Source organism: Salmonella sp. 2020_1459 (assembly GCF_043847915.1).
In the GTDB taxonomy this organism is placed as follows: Bacteria; Pseudomonadota; Gammaproteobacteria; order Enterobacterales; family Enterobacteriaceae; genus Salmonella; species Salmonella enterica.
In genome coordinates, this window is sequence record NZ_JBCMFA010000005.1 from 113,722 (window position 1) to 133,822 (window position 20,101).

A 20,101-nucleotide genomic window follows, 5' to 3' on the forward strand; every position below is an offset into this window, starting at 1 on the left:
TTTATTTTCCTCCCGCCATGCTTAAACGGGCATTACGTTTCTGCGCCCGATGGTAAATGTACTCCGCGACGACAACCGCCAGCACGGCTCCGCCAATAATTTTCCCGGCGTACTGGAAATATCCGCCCATATCAATTTGAGAAGGCGGAATAAATAACAGCGCAACGGCAAAGGCGATAGAAAGAAAGCCCAGCGCGGGTAAAATAGCCGGTAAAACCTTGCCCGGAATTTTAAAACTTCTTGGCGTATCCGGCTGAGTCTTACGTAAACGCCAGAACGCCGGGAACATCACCAGGTAAGGAATAAAATAGGTGATGGTCGTTAGCGCCGTTAACATCCAGTAAGCCGCCGCAACGCTTGGCGAAATAAAAGTCGAAAAACACAAGACCGTGACAATAATCGCCTGTACAGTCAAGGCAAAGGCGGGCGTTTTCCACACCGGATGTAATTTGCCGATTCGGTCCCCCAACAGATTATCTTCACGCGAGGCTTCCTGGAGCATATAAATCGGCCCCACCAGCCAGGAGTTAATCTGCCCGAGAGCGCCAAAAAACATACAGATGGCCATAACAGGAATTAACCACGGCATATGCAGCGTGTCCGCAGCAGCATGCATAGCCTGCATGACGCCTGCCACGATGTCGGTTTTCCCTGCGGGTAAAAGCGTGTTTAGCGCCCAGGTACCGACCATATAGATCCCAACGATAACGGCGGCGGAGACGGCCATCGCTCGCGGAAAATCACGCTGTGGATTACGGGTACGCCCGGCAATCATCGGGGCGACCTCCAGTCCGGCAAACGCAAACATCATGCTGGATAAGAAAACGATCGTATCCCAGTGTCCGAGATCCGGAATCCAGTTTTTCGCTGTAGTGTAGTCCGTCTGCATCTGGTGTCCGGTACATAGCCATACCACCGCCAGTAAAATGAGGATGGCGGAGGGAATAAATACGCCGCACCAGGCGCTGATGCTATTAATAATTTTTGTCCATTCCATCCCGCGGATATTCATCAGCGTTAATAGCCAGAAAATTACCGCGGAACCAATACCGATAAATGCTTTATTTTCCGCCAGGCCGCCGCCGATCATATAGCCCAACGCGGTAAAGCCGAATTGCAGCATTAATGGGAAAAACAGTACGCAGGAAAAGAGAAAACAAACCACAACAATCCATGCAATACGTTTACCAAATGCCTCTTTAATCCAGACAAATATCCCGCCATCTTTCGGCCAGCCGGTTGACAGCTCGCCGCATACCATCGCTAAAGGAAAAAACAAACAGAATGCGGCGATCACCCATAACAACATGGCCGATGCCCCGTAAGGCGCCACGTTAGGGATTTGCCGCAAACTCAGAATAGCGATGACATTCATAAAGACAATGTCTTTGATGCCAAGTAAGCCAGAATTCGTGTTACTCATGGTCATCTCCTGTTATGCATTCAGGCATCACTGCCCTCTTCTTATCATCTGACGACGGGCTTCAGCATGAAACTGAAGCCCAAAACAGTATTAATAAATGTCGTACTTGACCATATCTTCGTAACTGTCTTCCCGACGAATCAGACGCGTCTCACCATTTTTATCGATCATCACCACGCCCGTGCGCGGACGGTTGTTATAAACGGTTTGACTTTCAATGGTGTATGCCCCGGCGTCAAGAAATGCGACAATATCGCCAACATGAGTCTCCCTCGGCAGTAAAAACTCTTCGCCTTTCACTCCCATGTGGAAATAATCTCCGCCATCACACAGCGGCCCGGCTAATTTTATCCAGGCGTCGTGCACTGCCGTCATGCGAGAGGCGTTATAGACATAAAAGAACCAGTCAAAATGCTGGCTGTCAGAAAGTACGCTGTAACCGGCGTCGACAAATTTCCATTCAACGTGGCATTCCACATTGCCGTTAAGATCGTAATTTGTTTTACGTTTTTCGCAGGAGACTTCCGTCAGTAACACCGCCGCCGACCCGGTCACTTTACGTCCCGGTTCAATACATATTTCCACATCGGTACGCCATTTATGTACTTCGCGAATGACCGCATCGGCAAAATCCTGGGCGGTAATACCGGCATACATATTATCTTTTAACGGGTCGCCATTCTCGTCGTCATATTTATAGGGAACCGGAATTCCGCCGCCCACGTTGATCAAATCAAATTTAATACCGAGCACCTCTTCCAGACGACGGGATTCATCCACCAGCACTTTAGTCGCTTTTGCGAAAGGCTCTGACTCCGGCACCTGATCGCCCACATGCATATGCAAGCCGCGCAAATGCACATAAGGCATCGCCAGAATGCGGCGGCAGGTTTCTTCCGCCTGTTCCAGGTCGAGACCCGACTTCGCATGGAAAGCGGTAACCAGTTCCGCATGCGTCGCCGAGGGAACATTCGGTTCTACGCGGACGCAAACATTGGCGACTTTCTTCAGCTTGCGAGAGATAGCATCAATATGTTCCAGCTCATACAGGCTATCAACATTAATAAGATACAGATCGTTGGCGATGGCATACTCCAGATCGGCAGGCTTTTTCACCACGCCGTTGAAGACGATCTGATCGCCGCGAAAGCCTATCTCCAGACACTTGCGAACCTCATATTGTGAGTTTGCCTCCGCGCAAATTCCGGCGTCACGAATGGCTTTCAACACCCCCATGACCGAGCAGGTTTTTGACGCAAAGAAGGTTTTGGTATTTTTATGCGCCGCAAATGCCTGCTGGATTTCATGAATGTTACGAATAATCTCCGGCTCAGAAAACACATAGAACGGCGTGGGGTACTGGCGCGCCAGTGCGTCCAGATCGACCCCTTCAAAACACAAATGACCGTCTTTGTGCTGGAAACGGCGATCGCCGTTGATTACCTGCTCACGTAGCTGGTTGTAATTCTGCATAATCGAGTCAGTCATAACGCCCTCTGCTTAATGTTTATGGTAAAAATCCGCATTCTTTACAGGGATAAAGCAAAAGGCATGCCACTATATTTTATAAAAATAATCAATTACTTATAAAAATAAGCTTTTTCTCATTTTCGTCATTGAGTTTGTTATTCATCACAACGACGAAAATTCGTCACTTTTATAATGACAACATGAATAATAGATATGAGGAATGCGTGTATGGCATCCACCAATCAGGAACTGGCCTCGGCGCTCAGGATGTTTTCCCGCTTTTTCGATTTGATTCATCAGCCGTTGGCCGTCATTAATGAGCGTGGTGAATACGTTTACTACAATCAGGAAAGCGCGGATCTGGACGGCTACAGTATTGAACGGGCAATGGGAAAACATATGCTGGATGTCTATCCGGGCATGAAAGAGACCCAAAGTACGATGCTTTCATCGTTAAAAAAAGGCGTGGAATACATTGGCCATTATCAAATTTATTACAATGCGCGAGGCCAGGCCGTTGACTATCAGCACACCACCGCGCCGCTCTATGCAAGCGATGGCGGCATGGTCGGCGTTATCGAAATCGGCAGGAATATGTCCGGCGTCAGGCGGCTCCAGGAGCAGGTGGTAGAACTGAACCAACTGCTGTATGCCGATCACCATGAGAAGCACCATGCCATTATTACCGAAAACCCGGAAATGCTCAGTAATATCGCCAAAGCCAAACGGCTGGCCGCCAGTAATATTCCGGTGACGATTGTCGGGGAGACGGGAACGGGTAAGGAGTTATTTTCCCGCCTGATACATCAATGCAGCAAGCGGGCGAATAAACCCTTCATCGCCCTGAACTGCGGCGCCCTACCGCCTACGCTTATCGAAAGTACGCTTTTCGGCACCGTGCGCGGCGCCTATACCGGCGCGGAAAATAGCCAGGGCTATCTGGAACTGGCAAACGGGGGAACGCTCTTTCTTGATGAGCTGAACGCCATGCCGATAGAGATGCAAAGTAAGCTGCTGCGATTCTTGCAGGATAAAACCTTCTGGCGGCTCGGCGGACAACAGCAACTCCACTCTGATGTCAGGATCGTTGCCGCCATGAACGAAGCGCCCGTCAAATTAATTCAACAAGAACGTCTGCGGGCAGATCTTTTTTATCGGTTGAGCGTCGGAATGTTGACGTTACCGCCGCTGCGCGCCCGCCCGGAAGATATTCCCTTACTGGCGAATTATTTTATTGATAAATACCGTAATGACGTGCCGCAGGACATTCACGGATTAAGCGAGACGGCGCGTGCTGATCTGCTCAATCACGCCTGGCCGGGTAATGTCAGGATGCTGGAAAACGCGATTGTACGCAGCATGATCATGCAGGAAAAAGACGGGCTGCTGAAACACATCATTTTTGAACAGGACGAGTTAAATTTAGGCGTACCGGAAACCGCGCCGGAAAATCCCCTTCCCTCGTCACCCGATCCACAGTATGAAGGGTCGCTGGAGGTACGGGTTGCCAACTACGAAAGGCATTTAATAGAAACCGCGCTGGATACGCATCAGGGGAACATTGCCGCCGCGGCCCGTAGCCTTAACGTATCCCGCACCACGTTACAGTACAAAGTACAAAAATACGCTATTCGCTTCGGCGTGGTGCGTAATTGACATCGGCCAGCGGCATCGCGCCGCTGGCAAAGCCATTAGCCTTCGTTATGCATTTCCAGGTTTTCCATTTCGTTCTGGAACAGCACCGCTTTGGCGTCGTCATTACGTAATGAATCCAGGAAGTCGAGGTATTGCTGGTCTACGTCTTTGGTGACATATACCCCGTTAAATACCGAACATTCAAACTGCTGGATATCCGGATTTTCCGCGCGTACGGCTTCGATCAGATCGTTCAGATCCTGGAAGATAAGCCCGTCTGCGCCGATAATCTGCCGAATCTCATCCACCTCGCGACCATGCGCGATCAGCTCATTGGCGGTCGGCATATCAATGCCATAGACGTTGGGGAAACGAATTTCCGGCGCGGCGGACGCCAGATAAACCTTCTTCGCGCCGGCTTCCCGGGCCATCTCGATGATCTGCTCTGATGTGGTGCCACGCACGATGGAATCATCCACCAGCAGGACGTTCTTATCGCGGAATTCCGCGCGATTAGCATTGAGCTTACGGCGCACGGATTTACGGCGTAGCTGTTGGCCCGGCATGATAAAGGTACGTCCCACGTAACGATTTTTGACAAATCCCTGGCGGTACGGCTTGCCGAGAATACGGGCAATTTCCAGTGCGATATCGCAGGAGGTTTCCGGGATAGGGATCACGACGTCGATGTCCAGATCTTCCCATTCACGAGCGATTTTTTCGCCAAGTTTGGTGCCCATATTCACACGAGCGCTGTAGACGGAGATCTTGTCGATAAAGGAGTCCGGGCGAGCAAAATAAACGTACTCGAACAGGCAGGGATTACTGACCGGGTTATCCGCGCACTGGCGCGTGAACAGTTGCCCCTTTTCGGTAATATAGATAGCTTCGCCCGGCGCAACATCGCGCAGGAATTCAAAGCCCAGCGTATCCAGCGCCACGCTTTCAGAAGCGACCATATACTCCGTACGACCATCGCCAACGTCACGCTTGCCCAGCACTAACGGGCGAATGCCGTGCGGATCGCGAAAAGCCACCATACCGTGACCGATAATCATCGCCACGCAGGCATAGGCGCCGCGGATTTGACGGTTAGTCGCGGCAATCGCGGCAAAAATATTGTCGGCTTCCAGCGGATAGTGACGGAAGTTGTCGAGCTCGCTGGCGAAAATATTGAGCAGGATTTCGGAATCGGAGGTGGTGTTGATATGACGGCGCTTTTCTTCAAACAGCTTTTTACGTAGCTCGTGCGCGTTAGTCAGGTTGCCATTATGGGCCAACGTGATGCCATACGGCGAGTTAACGTAAAAAGGTTGCGCTTCGGAAGCGCTGGAGCTGCCTGCGGTAGGGTAGCGCACATGGCCGATCCCCATGTTGCCCTGCAAACGCTGCATGTGGCGAGCTTCAAAAATATCGTTCACCAGCCCGTTTGCCTTACGCAAGCGGAAGCAGTTATTCGCATCAATGGTGATGATACCGGCAGCATCCTGACCACGATGCTGGAGCACTGTTAACGCGTCATAAATCGACTGGTTGACCGGCATAACACCGGCGATACCGACAATACCGCACATACGTCATTTTCCTCGTTAAGCCACATCTCAGAACCTGTTACGTCCTGGGCAAGAAACTCGACGAGCTTTGCAGATAGTCAAAGAACCATCTGATGATGAAGCTGAACTGCGGGATGAGCTGCGATTTGCTCCAGTCTTCGCTTTTCGACAAGCCGGTAAAGGTATCAAGGAAGAACAGAATGGCGGCGACAATCAGCGCGCCTCGCAGTGCGCCGAAACAGATCCCCAACACCCGGTCAGTTCCCGACAGGCCGGTCTTTTCTACTAGCTGACCTATCACAAAATTCACGATAGCGCCGACGATAAGCGTCGCGATAAACAGTACCGCGATAGCAATCCCATTACGAACCAGTTCGTCTTCAAAGCCCGTAAACCAGACAGACAGGTAAGTGTAGTAGTGACTGGCGACAAAGAAAGCACAGCCCCACGTCACCAGCGATAACGCTTCACGAACAAAGCCGCGGATCAGGCTAACCAGACAGGAAAAAGCAATCACCGCGATAATGGCGTAATCAATCCAGACCATAGATGTCCCACGATTTTACGCCCTGTCGTCCTGTTCGGGGCGCATTCTAACAGAAAAAGAAAACGTTTGCGTAGGGATTTCCTTCCCACGCGTAAATAAAAATGGCGCTGAAAAAATATTCAACGCCATCACACTTTTTATCTCTTCGGGCACGACCAGAAGAGCTGCCATCGGCCTGATAAGCGCAGGATACCAGGTTTATTCCTTCTGCCGGATGACGGCGTAAACGCCTTATCCAGCCTACAGAACTTCGGCTATTACCAGGTGAACACCGTAGGCCTTAACGCTGCGCGCTCAGGCAAAACGCGCCTTAGTTCGGGCTATATCCCATCACCACGCCGCTTAACCCGGAAATCTGCTTGAGCTCGCCAAGCGATCCTTTCATCTTATCTTTCGACGCATCCGGCCCGACGAGAATACGGGTTATTTTACCCTGTACCGGCGTTGAGGGGGAAGTATAAACCCGGAACCCGGCGGAACGAAGCTTGCCGACTATCTCGTTGACTTTATCCGCATTTTTCAGCGCGCCCAACTGTACGACATAGGCTTTGCCGGTCGGCGCAGGTTTATCGTCGGCGACTGGTTGCGGCGCGGGCGTCGGCGTGGAAGCGGCGACAACCGGCTGTTGCGGTTTAGGCTGCGGCTTCGGCTTTTCAACCGGCTTCGGTTTAGGCGTCTCCGCCGGTATCGGATCAAGCTCAACATTGTTAGACGCCATGCGCGACGGGTCCAGCGATGGCGCTGCCGCATCTCCCGCCCGCACCTCTTCAGCCGCCCCTTCCGGCGGCTGTGTCGGCAGCGCCTGCGTTGCGGCAGGCATCATATCCGGCTCATCACGGTCGCCAGGCTTCGGTACCAGTGGAATCGCAGCAAATTCATCCTGATAATGCTTTTTCTGTCCGTCCAGCAGACCGGGAAGCACAATAACCCCCAGCGCGACTAACACAATCGTGCCGACTAAACGATTCTGAAACTTACTCGCCACCGATTCTCCCCGCGTCTATCACTTCCATAACATGTGCGACGGTGTGGAACGATCCGCACACCAGCACGGTATCTTCTGGCTGCGCCGCGTCGATAGCGGCCTGCCATGCCTGCGCGACGCTATCATAGACATTCCCTTTCCCCAGATGTTCCAGAAGTTGTTCCGCCGTCGCGCCGCGCGGCCCCTCTAACGGAGCACAATACCAGTCGTCAACCACGCTTTTCAACCAGGCTAACGTGCCGGCGATATCTTTATCATGCAGCATACCAATCACCGCAAGCACGCGCCCGCGTTTCGGCAACATTTTCAGACGACCCGTCAGGTATTCCGCCGCGTGAGGATTATGGGCAACATCAAAGATAACGCGCGGCGACTCACTCACGATTTGAAAACGTCCCGGCAAGGTAGCCTGCGCAATACCGTCGCGAATCGCCTGCTCGTCAATATTCAACCTGCTGGCGCGCAGCGCGGCCAGAGCGGTGGCGGCATTCGGCTGAGGAACCTGCGGCAACGGCAGTCCGGCAAGCGTGCCGTCGCCATCGGTAAACGCCCACTGGGTCGCTGCCACCTCATAACGCCAGTCAACGCCGCGACGCCGCAACAGCGCGCCGGTCTCCTGCGCGACATCCGCGATGGTTGCCGGCATTTCCGGTTCGCCGACGATAGCGGGTTTTTCCGCACGAAAAATCCCGGCTTTCTCGCGGCCGATACTTTCGCGATCCGGCCCCAGCCAGTCAGTATGGTCAAGCGCGATGCTGGTAATTACTGCTACATCGGCATCCACAATGTTCGTGGCGTCCAGGCGCCCGCCCAACCCGACCTCCAGAATCACCACGTCAAGGTTAGCCTGTTTAAACAGCCACAATGCCGACAACGTACCATATTCAAAATAGGTCAATGAAATATCGCCGCGCGCCGTTTCTATTTCCGCAAAGGACGCGGTATGCGCGGATTCCGCTAATTCTTTCCCCTGCACGCGCACGCGCTCGGTGTAACGTACCAGATGAGGCGAACTATAGACGCCCACACGGTATCCCGCCGCGATTAACACCGACTCCAGCGTGCGACAGGTCGTACCTTTGCCGTTGGTTCCCGCAACGGTAAAAACGAACGGCGCAGGCTTGAGGATGTCCAGACGCGCTGCCACCTGGCTTACGCGCTCAAGGCCTAAATCGATACTCTTGCTGTGCAGGTTTTCCAGATAAGAAAGCCACGAGGCCAGGGGCGACGCAGCTTGAGGTATAGATTTGTTTTTCATTGTTTCCGCTGCTTCTTTACGGTGAAAAGCAAAAGGGCAGAGCCTGCGGCCCTGCCCTTTTCAGTTATCAGGCCTCAGACTCCTGATCCGGCGCCGGAGGCACCACCACGCCTTCACGCGGGGCGTCCGGGTTCGGCGCGGGCAGATTCATCAGCTTCGCCAGAATGCTCGCCAGCTTCAGGCGCATTTCCGGGCGGCGGACTATCATATCAATAGCGCCTTTTTCGATCAGGAACTCACTGCGCTGGAATCCCGGCGGCAGTTTTTCGCGAACGGTCTGTTCGATAACGCGCGGGCCGGCGAAGCCAATCAGAGCTTTTGGCTCGGCGATGTTGAGATCGCCCAGCATCGCAAAACTGGCGGAAACGCCGCCCATTGTCGGATCGGTCAATACCGAAATGTAGGGCAGACCACGTTCCTGCATTTTAGCCAGCGCCGCCGAGGTTTTCGCCATCTGCATCAGCGACATCAGCGCTTCTTGCATACGCGCGCCGCCGGAAGCAGAGAAACACACTAACGGACAGTTGTCTTCCAGCGCCTGTTCAACGGCACGAACGAAGCGTGCGCCAACGACAGACCCCATTGAGCCGCCCATGAACGCGAATTCAAACGCGGCGGCGACAACCGGCATACCGTGAAGCGTCCCTTTCATGACCACCAGCGCGTCTTTCTCGCCGGTTTCTTTCTGCGCGGACGCCAGTCTGTCTTTATATTTTTTGGAGTCGCGGAACTTGAGCACGTCTTTTGGCTCCAGCTCGCTACCCAACTCCACAAGGGAACCTTCATCTAACAGGCTATGCAGGCGATTGCGCGCCGACATGCGCATATGATGGTCACACTTAGGACAGACCTCAAGATTACGTTCCAGCTCAGCGCGGTATAAAACCTGACCGCAGCTATCACACTTGGTCCACACCCCTTCAGGAATGCTTGCCTTGCGGGTGGGAGTAATGTTGCTTTTAATTCGTTCAATCCAGCTCATTGGTGACCTTTCTGCCTGAACCTTAGTCAGCTTTATTATAAGGGGCGCATAATGCCATTTTTGCCCCCAACAGACCATGAATGTTGCACATTAAAACATAACAGCCCGAAACTTTGGATAAAAAAGTGGTCGAACCGCTGAGTTACTTTCTATTTTGCGGCACGCGACGCAGCGCGCTTATGCCGGACAATCTCAATGACGCCAGGTAATATCGAAACCACGATAATCCCCACAATCAGCAGTTTAAGGTTATCCTGAATCAACGGTATCGTACCGAAGAAATAACCGGCGTAGGTAAAGAGCAGTACCCACAGCAGCGCGCCGATGACGTTATAGGCGGCAAAATGCCGATAGGACATGTGCCCCATCCCTGCCACAAACGGCGCAAAGGTTCTGACGATCGGCACGAAGCGAGCGAGAATGATAGTTTTACCGCCGTGTTTTTCATAAAACTGGTGGGTTTTATCCAGATAACTGCGGCGGAAAATTTTCGAATTCGGATTACTGAACAGTTTTTCGCCGAACAGTCGACCAATCGTGTAATTTACCGCATCGCCGACAATTGCGGCGATCAGCATTAACGCCACCATGACATGCACATTGAGATCGTTGGTTTCCAGCGAAGCCAGCGCCCCGGCGACAAACAGCAGCGAGTCGCCCGGCAGGAACGGCGTGACGACCAGGCCGGTTTCACAAAACAGAATCAAAAACAAAATAGCGTACACCCAGACGCCGTACTCCGCGACCAGCTCCGCCAGATGCACATCGATGTGCAGAATAAAATCAATAATAAAGTAGATCAGGTCCATATTTGTCTTTGCCTTTCTACCCGACACGTTTCGGGTGTACGATTCGGATTAGTCCGCCAGAAATAGCGGGCCCATTGGCGGTTTTGGAAGGTCAAACCGGTCAGGGTAATCCACCGCAACCAAATATAGCCCTTCCGCCTTCGCCGTTGCCGCCGCCAGCGTTCTGTCCCTGGCCGCTAACAGCTCTGCGATCCAGCTCTCCGGCTGGTTGTGAGCGCCTACTTCCAGCAGGCTGCCGACAATATTCCTGACCATATGATGAACAAAGGCATTCGCTTTGATATCGACCACCACATAAGGGCCGTGGCGGGTAACGTTGATGTGCATCACATTACGCCACGGCGTGCGCGACTGGCACTGCACCGCGCGAAACGAGGTAAAATCATTTTCGCCAAGCAGACACTGCGCCGCGCGATGCATCCGCTCTGCATCCAGCGGCTCATAGTAATGCGTCACGCCTTTTGCTAACACCGCAGGACGCAGTCGATGATTGTAGATGATATAGCGATAACGGCGAGCCGTAGCGCTAAATCGCGCGTGAAAATCATCCGGTACAGTTTTCACCCAGCGCACGGCAATGTCACCAGGCAAATTCGCATTTACCCCCAGCGTCCATGCCGCATCTTTGCGCAATGCGGTCGTTTCGAAATGGACAACCTGCCCGGTGCCGTGAACGCCGGCATCGGTACGCCCGGCGCAGAACACGTTAATAGGTTCATTTGCCACCTGCGAGAGCGCTTTTTCCAGCTTTTCCTGCACGCTGCGCACTTCATTCTGACGCTGCCAGCCATAATACTTGCTGCCGTCGTACTCAATACCCAGCGCAATTTTATAGACCGGCGATGATTGCTGTCCGGACATCAGTACAGATACTCCTGCACCAGCTTCTCCGCAATTTTAACGGCCATCAGCGCGCCGCCGAAACGCACGTTGTCCGCCACTGACCAGAACTGAATTTGTTCCGGCATACCGTAATCATTATGCACACAGCCAATAGAAAGCTGTGGATTGCCGGAAGCGTCGCCCACCTGCGTCGGGTAATCCGTCTCTTCTGATAGTACGATATCTTCACCGCGGGAAAACGCCTCGCGCGCCTCTTCCGCCGCCAGCGGACGGAGCGCTTCAAAGCTCACCATCTGCGCATGGCCATAGAACACTGGCGACTGCACGACACTGGCGGAGATCATCACGCCATCGTCCTGCAAAATTTTACGCACTTCATCGACGATACGACGTTCCTGGCGCACGCTGCCTTCCCGATCCGGCAGCAGCGGCAGCATATTGAACGCCAACTGGCGGCCAAAGAAATCATCTTCATCAATCGGTATGCCGTTAAGCAACTTCGCACTCTGTCCGGCCAGCGCATCGACCGCTTTTTTCCCCTGTGCGGACGCTGATAACATACTGATGACGGCGATGCGCGACAGTCCCCCCTGATCGATTAACGGCTTGAGCGCCGCCAGCAGTTGACTGGTCAGACTATCGGCGACCGCAATCACGTTACGGTTACGGTAATCCGCCAGTACATACGGGTTAACTTCCGGCACGACCAGCGGCACATCAGGCTCCAGCGCGAACAGACCGCTGGAATCTATCACCAGGCAACCTGCATTGGTCGCGTCGTCTATCCAGGCAGCCGATGCCTCTGCGCCGGCAACGAAAAACGCCAACTGCGCCTGCGTCCAGTCAAAGTCCGCCGCATCCTGGACAATGACCGACTTGCCACCAAAACGGAGGTGCTCGCCCGCGCTTTCATGACGCGCCAACGCATAAATTTCACCGACCGGGAACTGGCGTTCAGCCAGTGTTTCAAGCAGGGCTTCGCCTACGGCGCCCGTTGCGCCCAGAATGGCAATGTTCCAGCCTTCAGACATGGTGATTTACTCCAGAAATACATAAGCGTCCCTGTCGCATTATTCGACAGGGAGCATTAAGAAGACATTAATGTGCCGGGTGATGAACAGCGTTAAAACCTAGCTTACACAGCAAGGCGGCTGCCGTTTCGTCGTCACACATCACGTATAAAGACGACCATTCACGGCGCTCAAGATAATTTTTACGCAATTTATCAAATTCACCCGGAATTCCAGCGACTTTACGCAGCGGCGCATCGTCGCGGCGCACATCATACACCAAATGCGCCAGTCTTTTCAGCGTCGGTTGATCCAGCGGGCCATGAAGCGTAATACGACCAAACTCAGGCGCAGGCAGTAATATCTCCAGCGCGACATGCTGCTCGCGACCGATAAACGCGCTATACGCCTCAAAGACCTGAGTGGTGCCGCGCGCTTTGCCTTCCAGCGTATAACCGGCAATATGCGACGTGCCGATATCCACGGCTTCCAGTAGCGCGACGTTAAGATCCGGTTCGCCCTCCCACACATCAAGCACCACGCTCAGCGGCTGCCCGGCATTAAGTCGCGCCAGCAACGCGGCGTTATCCACCACCGGACCGCGGCAGGCGTTAATGAGAATGGCGCCGGGTTTCAGTCGACGGATCAGCGTCTCATCGGCCAGATGCAGCGTTTTGTACGGTCCGTCTTTATAGAGCGGCGTATGGAAAGTCAGGACATCCGCTTCCTGCACCAGCTCATCCAGCGTACGAAAATCACCCTCGTCCCCGCGTGCGGCGCGTGGCGGATCGCACAGCAACGTGCGGATACCCAACGCTTCAAGCCTGGTCTGTAGCCGGCTTCCGACGTTACCCACGCCGACAATCCCTATAGTGCGATCGCGTAACGAAAAGCCGTCACGTTCGGCCAGCATCAACAGCGCGGAAAACACATACTCCACCACGGCGATAGCATTACAGCCGGGCGCGGCTGAAAAACCGATGCCCGCCTGCTTCAGCCATGCCTCATCCACATGATCGGTGCCTGCCGTAGCAGTACCAACGAAGTTAATCGGCGTGCCGCTCAGCAGCGATTCATTCACTTTCGTGACCGAACGCACCATTAACGCATCGGCATGGTTCAATTCTTCAACGGGGATCGGGCGACCCGGCACTGCCTTTACCTCACCCAGGCGGCTAAATAATTCGCGGGCGTAAGGCATATTTTCATCAACGAGAATTTTCACGACTGTCGTACCTGTTTGAGAACGAGAGTTAACCGGACAAGTGTGCCATAATCTGGCCGCCAGGCATATATTGCTCAGATTTATGGTTAAAGGATAATTAATTATGCATCCCATCTCCGGCGCCCCTGCACAGCCTCCAGGCGAAGGGCGTAATCCTCTTTCCGCTGCGAGCGAGCAGCCGCTTTCCATGCAACAGCGTACGGTACTGGAAAGGCTGATCACGCGCCTGATTTCACTGACCCAGCAGCAAAGCGCGGAAGTATGGGCCGGAATGAAACACGATCTGGGGATAAAAAATGACGCGCCGCTACTGTCGCGCCACTTCCCCGCCGCTGAACAGAATCTTACCCAGCGTCTGGGCGTAGCGCAGCAAAATCACGCCAATCGTCAGGTGCTTTCACAGCTAACAGAGCTGCTTGGCGTCGGAAATAATCGTCAGGCCGTCAGCGATTTTATCCGTCAGCAATACGGTCAAACCGCGCTTAGCCAGCTTACGCCCGATCAACTCAAAAATGTGCTGACGCTCCTGCAACAAGGGCAGCTTTCCATTCCGCAGCCGCAGCAACGTCCGGCAACGGATCGACCATTATTGCCTGCTGAACATAATACGTTGAATCAGTTGGTGACGAAGCTGGCAGCCGCGACCGGCGAGTCAAACAAACTTATCTGGCAATCAATGCTGGAACTCTCCGGCGTGAAAAGCGGCGAGCTCATTCCGGCAAAGCAGTTTACCCATCTGGCGACATGGCTACAGGCGCGGCAGACGCTGTCACTACAACACGCGCCTACGCTACATACGCTTCAGGCTGCGTTAAAACAACCGCTTGAGCCGGACGAACTCACAGCGATCAAAGAGTATGCCCAGCACACTTATCAAATTCAGCCGCAAACGGTGCTGACCACCGCCCAAGTGCAGGATTTACTTAACCATATTTTCCTGCGTCGCGTAGAGCGGGAGACTGATGAGCTCGAACCGCTCTCTATTCAACCCATCTACCGCCCGTTTGCGCCGATGATTGAAACCGTGAAAAATCTGTCTGCGCGACCAGGCCTGTTGTTTATCGCGCTAATAATTGTACTGGCGCTTTTCTGGCTGGTTTCTTAACCGCGCCGGAACGATAATATCGTCACCAGGATGCCAACCACCGCGGAGATCGCTCCCGCGAGGAATACGGAAGGATAGCCGTATGACGTGGCCAGCATGCCCGCCAGCGGGCCGGTAACGCCGTAGGAGATATCCTGAAACGCGGCGTAGCCGCCGAGCGCCGTACCGCGTACCTGTGCAGGTACGCGTTTCACAACCTCCACGCCCAGCGCCGGGAAAATCAGTGAACACCCTGCCCCGGTGAGCGCCGCGCCTACCAGCGCTATCCAGGCCGTCGGCGCCAGCCACAAGAGCAGCAACCCTGCCGTCTCAACCAGCAATGAGACAACGGCGACCTTCACGCCGCCAAAGCGGTCCGGCATCCAACCGAACAATATGCGCATCAGTACAAACGCACCGCCAAACGCGGTCAGGGTGAATCCCGCCATCGTCCAGCCATTGCTGACAAAATAAAGTGAAATAAACGTACCGATGACGGCAAAGCCCACGCCCTGCAATGCCAGGCCCAGGCCCGGTTTCCAGATAAGCCCGACCACGCTCCACAGTGAAGGTCGCTCCCCCGTATACGCAGGCACTTTACGCACGGTGCCGTTGAATGCCCAGGCCAGCAGCGGTAAAACCATCGTCGTCCCCGCCAGCGCCGCGAAGCCAAAGTGGCTATGGATCAGCAAGCCCAACGGCGCACCGGCCGCCAGCGCGCCGTAAATCGCCATCCCGTTCCACGACATCACCTTACCGGAACGCGTTGGGCCAACCAGCCCCAGTCCCCAGGTCAGGGTTCCGGTCAGCAGCTGGCTTTCGCCAAATCCGAGGATCAAACGCCCGACAATAAGCAGCGCGAATTTTACTGGCGCGGAAACCGGCAACAGCGCGGCCAGGAGCCAGGCGGCGCCCGCCAGCCCGCAGGCAAGCATCCCCTGTAACGCCGATCGTTTAGCGCCATATTGATCCGCCAGCCGTCCGGCATAGCCGCGCGTCAGTACCGTCGCAAAAAACTGAATGCCCACGGCGATCCCAACCATCGTATTGCTATAGCCCAGTTCGTGATGAACAAAAAGCGGGATGACGGGTAACGGCAGGCCGACCGTCATATAGGTCAGGAAAACCGCAAAGGCGATGCGGAACAGCGAAAAATTCGCAGACGGGGTCGTTGTTTTTTGGCTAACTGCTGTCATGCATTACTCCAGAATGCAGAGTAAGGCGGGGAAAGGCCACGCCCCCCTCTACCTGAACGTCAGGATTAAGGTGCGTTGGATAACGTTAAACGCTTACGCATTATCGGAAGGATAATGTAGAGAGTGAAGTCTGCCTGTGAGACGCGAAACTTGTCAACCTTGAAATTGCAGCCAGGGTATCAACGTGGCGGCGTGTCATCAAACAGAAAGGGAAAGACCGCTTTCATCCCTCTCACCTTAAACCGTCCGGTCACCTGCTTGCGCTGTTCTGGCGTCAGTAACCTGAACATCATCTCCCAGATATCTTCAGGCTCCGCTTCCTGTAAGGAAATGGGTTCCGGCGTCGGTTCCTCTCCGCTGTCGTCCAGATAACGATGAACATAAAGAGGGAAAACAGATATATGAAACTCCTCGGCCTTTGATTTAACACGCTTACGCCTGACACCCTCTTTCCCTTCGCTGTACTTATACAAACGTTCGCGAACCGCAGGCTCGCTTCCCGGAAACCCCGGTAAGCCAAGACATTCCTTAACCGTGAACCATTCCTTTGCCATCGGTTTCTTTCCTTTTCCCTGATGAAATAAAAATATTTCTTCTTTTTCGCGAAATTTCGCTTTCTTTCTGGCACTATTCTTAGCGTGAAAAAGAAAGTAACTTTCTTTTTCACGCGCTAATTTTTACCTTAAAAATATCGGTGCCGATAACACATCTTCTTAGGATTACAGAATGGAACCAAAAAGCCAAGACTGGCATCGTGCAGATATTAAAAGTGCACTTGAAAAAAGAGGTATTACGCTCAGAGATCTTTCTCGTCAGGCTGGTTTATCACCTGATTCACTGCGCAATGTCTTTACCCGTTCCTGGCCGAGAGCTGAACGGATTATTGCGGACGCGCTGGGCATCACGCCGCAAGAGATCTGGCCGTCGCGCTATGATGATATGCAAATAAAAAATGATGCCGATACCGCAGAATAATAGTTAATGTTGAATAAATTAGCCCTAACTTATCAATCTCAACAATTAATAAATATTTAAACTTATTATATTGAAAATAGTAATAGCACGATCTGTCATGCTTCCCGAATCAAATACTGTTAAAGCATTACGTCATTGCTATTACGTATTTTATTAACAGGAATCATTATGAGTTGGGATAAAAGAGTGGCGGTTAATTATGCCAAAACGCATGCAGGTTCTCATTCTCAAGGCCGGTGTGCGGAATTTACCCGAAAGGCAATTCAGGCGGGCGGTATCACGCTGGGGCATACATATCATGCGAAAGATTATGGCCCAATGTTAAGAAGCGCCGGATTCACCGCTATTGGTACCTATGAAATGCCGCGCGAGGGTGACGTCATCATTATTCAACCTTACGCTGGCGGAAACCCGAGCGGTCACATGGCGATATACGATGGCACAGAGTGGTATTCAGATTTTAAACAACGCGATATGTGGGCCGGCCCGGGCTACCGGGCAGCCAGGCCCTCATATACCATCTACAGGAAGAATTAATGAAAACGTTCTCCCTTGTCGCGCTTATCCTGTTGCTTTGTAGTTGCTCTGCGCCTCATCACGACAGTACGCAGGCCGTGAAGCAGTTCTATACCTCATGGATGACGACGTTCACGAACGATGTGAATACCCCTGACGACACCACCGCCTTAATGCAACGTTACGTTGCTAAAGAGGTTATTCATCGCCTGGCGCTAATACAGTCCCTTTATGAACAGGAGATTGTAGGGGCAGATTATTTTATGTATGCGCAGGACTATGCGCCAGAGTGGATTCCACAGTTACGGGTTGGGAAGGCACATCCTTTCCTCGGCGGAGAAAAAGTGGATGTTCTGTTGGGTACAGAGTCAACGCCCATCCACCTGGAAGTTTATACCCGTTGGGAAGAGGGACGCTGGAAAATTTACCGCGTTCGGGATGCTGATAAGGGTTATGAACAGCCGATTTATGACGCAGGCGCCATCACCCAGGCTGAGGCCTGGTCAGCAAAAGTCGCGCCGGAATATAAGAAGCATTAAAAAAGGGAATCGCCATCGGTCTCTTGTTCGCACCGGAGAGGTTAAAGCGCCTATTGCATCAGGCGCTTATTCCGTCGCTGAAAACAGTAAGCCGAAAATAACCCAGGCATTATTTAAAATATGAAGTATTATCGGTATCATTAGCCCACGGCTTCTCATTCGAACAACGCATAATATCGATGAAAAAACAAACAGATAAACAAAAGTCACCGCAAAGAGATATTGTGTATGCATAATTGCAAAAGCGAGTGAGGTAATAATAATACCGGAAACTCTTGAGTACCGACCCCAACCGATACTGCTGTTTAATAAAAACCCTCTGAATATAATTTCCTCCGCCACAGGAGCCAGAAAGCACATCGCCAGCGTGTTAAGAAATTTATGAAGAAAAAATTGCCTTGATAACTCGGCCATCCAGGGTTCCGGGCCACTAAAAGCATTGTAGAGAACGGTAAGGCACACCAGGGCCAGCGCCGGAAAAAAACATTCCACAAATGATAAGCGGCCCAATGATAAAAACGGATAATACTTTGAATAAATACTCCAGGCGGCAATCGCATAGACAAAAACAATACTATATATAAAAGGCGCAGCCAGACCTGCCAAATAAAGCCAGGCATAGGAAGGCGAAAATGAGGCAAAAACAAAAATGCCAAGCAAACCAAATAAAACAGCCACACAACTCAAACTATGCCTAATTTTATCTAATGTATTAGTTGGCATTTATATAATATCCATATAATTTGTTGTTCCCTGAATGAAAAAACAGGTCGCATTAGCGACCTGTTTCATTATTGATACTACAACGTAATAGTCAGGCTTACAACTTACGCATCACCAGCGTGGCGTTAGTGCCGCCAAAACCGAAGCTGTTAGACATTACGGTAGTCAGTTCACGCTCGGTCGTTTCGGTCACGATGTTCAGACCCGCAGCCTGCTCATCCAGCTCTTCGATGTTGATGCTCGGCGCGATAAAACCGTGCTCCAGCATCAGCAGAGAGTAGATGGCTTCCTGCACGCCAGCCGCACCCAGCGAGTGGCCGGTCATCGCTTTGGTCGCGGAGATAGCCGGGCTGTTATCGCCAAACACTTCACGGATTGCACCGAGTTCTTTCACGTCGCCTACCGGAGTAGAGGTACCGTGAGAGTTCAGGTAGTCGATCGGCGTGTCTACGCCGTGCATCGCCATCTGCATGCAACGTACTGCGCCTTCACCAGACGGAGCAACCATGTCTGCGCCATCGGATGTTGCGCCATAGCCGACGATTTCCGCATAGATATGCGCGCCGCGCGCCAGAGCGTGTTCCAGCTCTTCGACAACAACCATACCGCCACCGCCCGCGATGACAAACCCATCACGGTGCGCATCATAGGTACGGGACGCTTTTTCAGGCGTATCGTTATATTTGGTGGACAGTGCGCCCATCGCATCGAACTCACAGGCCATTTCCCAGCACAGCTCTTCGCCGCCGCCAGCAAAAACGATGTCCTGTTTGCCCAGTTGGATCTGTTCAACCGCATTGCCGATACAGTGTGCGGAGGTCGCGCAAGCGGAGCTAATGGAGTAGTTCACGCCATAAATTTTAAACGGCGTAGCGAGGCAGGCGGAAACGCCGGATGCCATTGCTTTCGTCACCACATACGGGCCCACGGCTTTCAGACCACGCGGACTACGCATGGCGTCTGCGCCAAAGACCTGGAATTTCGGGGAGCCGCCGCCGGAACCTGCAATCAGGCCGACACGCGGGTTATTCTGATAGACTTCCGGCGCCAGACCGGCGTCGGCCACTGCCTGCTCCATAGACAGATAAGCATAGATGGAGGCGTCGCTCATAAAGCGCACGACTTTGCGGTCAATGAGGCCAGTGGTATCCAGTTTTACGTTGCCCCATACCTGGCTACGCATGCCGGCGTCCTTCAGCTCCTGAGAGAAAGTGATCCCTGAACGTCCTTCACGCAGAGATGCCAGGACTTCCTGCTGGTTATTACCGATGCTGGAAACGATGCCCAGGCCAGTAATCACTGCACGTTTCATTCAATACCTCTGTAAT

The 20,101-nt window shown here is 52.9% G+C and carries 20 protein-coding genes; 5 read left to right on the plus strand and 15 right to left on the minus strand.

Annotated features, from left to right (window positions below; genetic code table 11):
* Position 1: 1 nt before the first annotated feature.
* A complete protein-coding gene (locus tag ACH0VJ_RS14285; RefSeq protein WP_000072512.1) occupies positions 2–1,423 on the minus strand; it encodes an APC family permease in 1,422 nt (473 codons plus the stop codon).
* 90 nt (positions 1,424–1,513) lie between these two features.
* Entirely contained in the window at positions 1,514–2,911 is a 1,398-nt protein-coding gene (locus ACH0VJ_RS14290; protein WP_000132310.1) for an alanine racemase, read from the minus strand.
* A 210-nt stretch (positions 2,912–3,121) separates the two neighbouring features.
* On the opposite strand from ACH0VJ_RS14290, the gene ACH0VJ_RS14295 reads away from it, so the two are divergent.
* Positions 3,122–4,549 carry a sigma-54-dependent Fis family transcriptional regulator gene (locus tag ACH0VJ_RS14295; RefSeq protein WP_000168925.1) on the plus strand — a complete coding sequence of 476 codons (1,428 nt, stop codon included), beginning with the start codon at positions 3,122–3,124 and terminating at the stop codon, positions 4,547–4,549.
* Between the two features lie 35 nt (positions 4,550–4,584).
* Here ACH0VJ_RS14295 and purF read toward each other — a convergent pair whose 3' ends face one another.
* The 9 genes from purF to pdxB all read right to left on the minus strand — a co-directional run bounded on the left by purF (position 4,585) and on the right by pdxB (position 13,740).
* The gene (gene purF, locus ACH0VJ_RS14300) at positions 4,585–6,102 is read right to left on the minus strand and encodes an amidophosphoribosyltransferase (protein WP_000334205.1); all 1,518 of its coding nucleotides are present in this window, start codon (positions 6,100–6,102) and stop codon (positions 4,585–4,587) included.
* A 37-nt stretch (positions 6,103–6,139) separates the two neighbouring features.
* The gene (cvpA, locus tag ACH0VJ_RS14305) at positions 6,140–6,628 is read right to left on the minus strand and encodes a colicin V production protein (protein ID WP_000262102.1); all 489 of its coding nucleotides are present in this window, start codon (positions 6,626–6,628) and stop codon (positions 6,140–6,142) included.
* Positions 6,629–6,938: 310 nt separating this feature from the next.
* On the minus strand, positions 6,939–7,613 hold the full coding sequence (gene dedD / locus ACH0VJ_RS14310; RefSeq protein ID WP_000157031.1) for a cell division protein DedD: 675 nt from the start codon (positions 7,611–7,613) through the stop codon (positions 6,939–6,941).
* Positions 7,603–8,871 (minus strand): bifunctional tetrahydrofolate synthase/dihydrofolate synthase, encoded by a 1,269-nt coding sequence (gene folC, locus ACH0VJ_RS14315; RefSeq protein ID WP_000792288.1) that lies wholly within the window; start codon positions 8,869–8,871, stop codon positions 7,603–7,605. The genes dedD and folC overlap by 11 nt, the downstream gene beginning before the upstream one ends.
* A gap of 67 nt (positions 8,872–8,938) precedes the next feature.
* Positions 8,939–9,853, minus strand: coding sequence for an acetyl-CoA carboxylase, carboxyltransferase subunit beta (accD, locus tag ACH0VJ_RS14320; protein ID WP_000118383.1), 915 nt, complete (start codon positions 9,851–9,853; stop codon positions 8,939–8,941).
* Between the two features lie 149 nt (positions 9,854–10,002).
* Entirely contained in the window at positions 10,003–10,662 is a 660-nt protein-coding gene (locus ACH0VJ_RS14325) for a DedA family protein (protein WP_000364318.1), read from the minus strand.
* A gap of 48 nt (positions 10,663–10,710) precedes the next feature.
* A complete protein-coding gene (truA, locus tag ACH0VJ_RS14330) occupies positions 10,711–11,523 on the minus strand; it encodes a tRNA pseudouridine(38-40) synthase TruA (protein ID WP_000016631.1) in 813 nt (270 codons plus the stop codon).
* Positions 11,523–12,536: an aspartate-semialdehyde dehydrogenase gene (locus tag ACH0VJ_RS14335; RefSeq protein ID WP_001289138.1), complete on the minus strand. Its 1,014-nt coding sequence runs from the start codon at positions 12,534–12,536 to the stop codon at positions 11,523–11,525. The genes truA and ACH0VJ_RS14335 overlap by 1 nt, the downstream gene beginning before the upstream one ends.
* A gap of 67 nt (positions 12,537–12,603) precedes the next feature.
* Positions 12,604–13,740 carry a 4-phosphoerythronate dehydrogenase PdxB gene (pdxB, locus tag ACH0VJ_RS14340; RefSeq protein WP_000699175.1) on the minus strand — a complete coding sequence of 379 codons (1,137 nt, stop codon included), beginning with the start codon at positions 13,738–13,740 and terminating at the stop codon, positions 12,604–12,606.
* A gap of 103 nt (positions 13,741–13,843) precedes the next feature.
* Between pdxB and flk the strand changes: the two genes are divergently transcribed.
* On the plus strand, positions 13,844–14,845 hold the full coding sequence (gene flk / locus ACH0VJ_RS14345) for a flagella biosynthesis regulator Flk (protein WP_000553397.1): 1,002 nt from the start codon (positions 13,844–13,846) through the stop codon (positions 14,843–14,845).
* Here the strand turns inward: flk and ACH0VJ_RS14350 are convergent.
* Together ACH0VJ_RS14350 and ACH0VJ_RS14355 are read right to left on the minus strand one after the other, a co-directional pair.
* Entirely contained in the window at positions 14,842–16,020 is a 1,179-nt protein-coding gene (locus ACH0VJ_RS14350; protein ID WP_000127734.1) for an MFS transporter, read from the minus strand. The two genes, flk and ACH0VJ_RS14350, sit on opposite strands and share 4 nt — an antisense overlap.
* Before the next feature lie 179 nt (positions 16,021–16,199).
* On the minus strand, positions 16,200–16,574 hold the full coding sequence (locus ACH0VJ_RS14355; protein ID WP_001051266.1) for a hypothetical protein: 375 nt from the start codon (positions 16,572–16,574) through the stop codon (positions 16,200–16,202).
* Positions 16,575–16,746: 172 nt separating this feature from the next.
* Here ACH0VJ_RS14355 and ACH0VJ_RS14360 point away from each other — a divergent pair, with 172 nt between their 5' ends.
* From ACH0VJ_RS14360 to ACH0VJ_RS14370, 3 genes are all read left to right on the plus strand, one after another.
* Positions 16,747–16,995 (plus strand): transcriptional regulator, encoded by a 249-nt coding sequence (locus ACH0VJ_RS14360; RefSeq protein WP_000433426.1) that lies wholly within the window; start codon positions 16,747–16,749, stop codon positions 16,993–16,995.
* A gap of 168 nt (positions 16,996–17,163) precedes the next feature.
* Entirely contained in the window at positions 17,164–17,532 is a 369-nt protein-coding gene (locus tag ACH0VJ_RS14365) for an NlpC/P60 family protein (protein ID WP_000118258.1), read from the plus strand.
* Positions 17,532–18,050, plus strand: coding sequence for a YbjP/YqhG family protein (locus ACH0VJ_RS14370; RefSeq protein WP_000847541.1), 519 nt, complete (start codon positions 17,532–17,534; stop codon positions 18,048–18,050). Before ACH0VJ_RS14365 ends, ACH0VJ_RS14370 begins: the two co-directional genes overlap by 1 nt.
* Before the next feature lie 66 nt (positions 18,051–18,116).
* Here ACH0VJ_RS14370 and ACH0VJ_RS14375 read toward each other — a convergent pair whose 3' ends face one another.
* Entirely contained in the window at positions 18,117–18,773 is a 657-nt protein-coding gene (locus ACH0VJ_RS14375) for a CPBP family intramembrane glutamic endopeptidase (protein ID WP_001142910.1), read from the minus strand.
* 97 nt (positions 18,774–18,870) lie between these two features.
* Entirely contained in the window at positions 18,871–20,085 is a 1,215-nt protein-coding gene (fabB, locus tag ACH0VJ_RS14380) for a beta-ketoacyl-ACP synthase I (RefSeq protein WP_000817161.1), read from the minus strand.
* Positions 20,086–20,101: the final 16 nt, after the last annotated feature.